1 protein-coding gene is annotated in these 612 nt (G+C 63.2%); it reads left to right on the top strand.

Going from position 1 to position 612, the window contains the following annotated elements; translation table 11 throughout:
* On the top strand, positions 1 to 612 hold a 612-nt coding region (locus OC445_RS26915), incomplete at both ends, for an RHS repeat domain-containing protein (protein ID WP_410055967.1).

Below are 612 nucleotides of genomic sequence, written 5' to 3'. Positions count from 1 at the left end.
CCTGCCCGGTGCCAGCGTTGTCGACTATGCCTACGACCGCCAGGGCAACCTCCTCAGCGTCGAAGACGGTCACTGGGCGTTGGCCTACGAATACGACCGCCAAAACCGCCTCACCGCCGAACACCAAGGCTGGGGCACCCTGCGCTACGGCTACGACGCCTGCGGGCAACTGAAAAACCTGTGCCTGCCGGATAATAACCGCGTCACCTTCAACCACGACAAAGGCGGCCACCTCGCCACCGTCGAACTCAACGGTGAAGTGCTTACCTCGCACCTATTCAAGAGCGGTCGAGAGCATCAGCGCCAGCAAGGCCAAGTGCTCAGCCACTACCACTACGACGACCAACACCGCCTGCACGCCCACGCGGTAACGCAGCAACAAAACCACCTCTACCAACGCCAATACGACTACGACAAATCCGGCAACCTCACCCGCCTGCTCGACACCCGCAAAGGCGAACACCTTTACCGCTACGACCCCCTCGCCCGCCTGACCCGCGCCGACCACTCCCAGGACGTACAGGAACGCTTCGCCCACAACCCGGCCGGCAACCTGCTGATGCAAGACCGCCCCGGCCCGGACATCGTCGCGGCCAACCGCCTGATGATCCA

The sequence above is a fragment of the Pseudomonas sp. Pse35 genome (assembly GCF_024519715.1).
Lineage (GTDB): Bacteria > Pseudomonadota > Gammaproteobacteria > Pseudomonadales > Pseudomonadaceae > Aquipseudomonas > Aquipseudomonas paracarnis.
The sequence above is the reverse complement of the archived record's forward strand: the minus strand, read 5'-3'. Positions and strand labels throughout refer to the sequence as shown.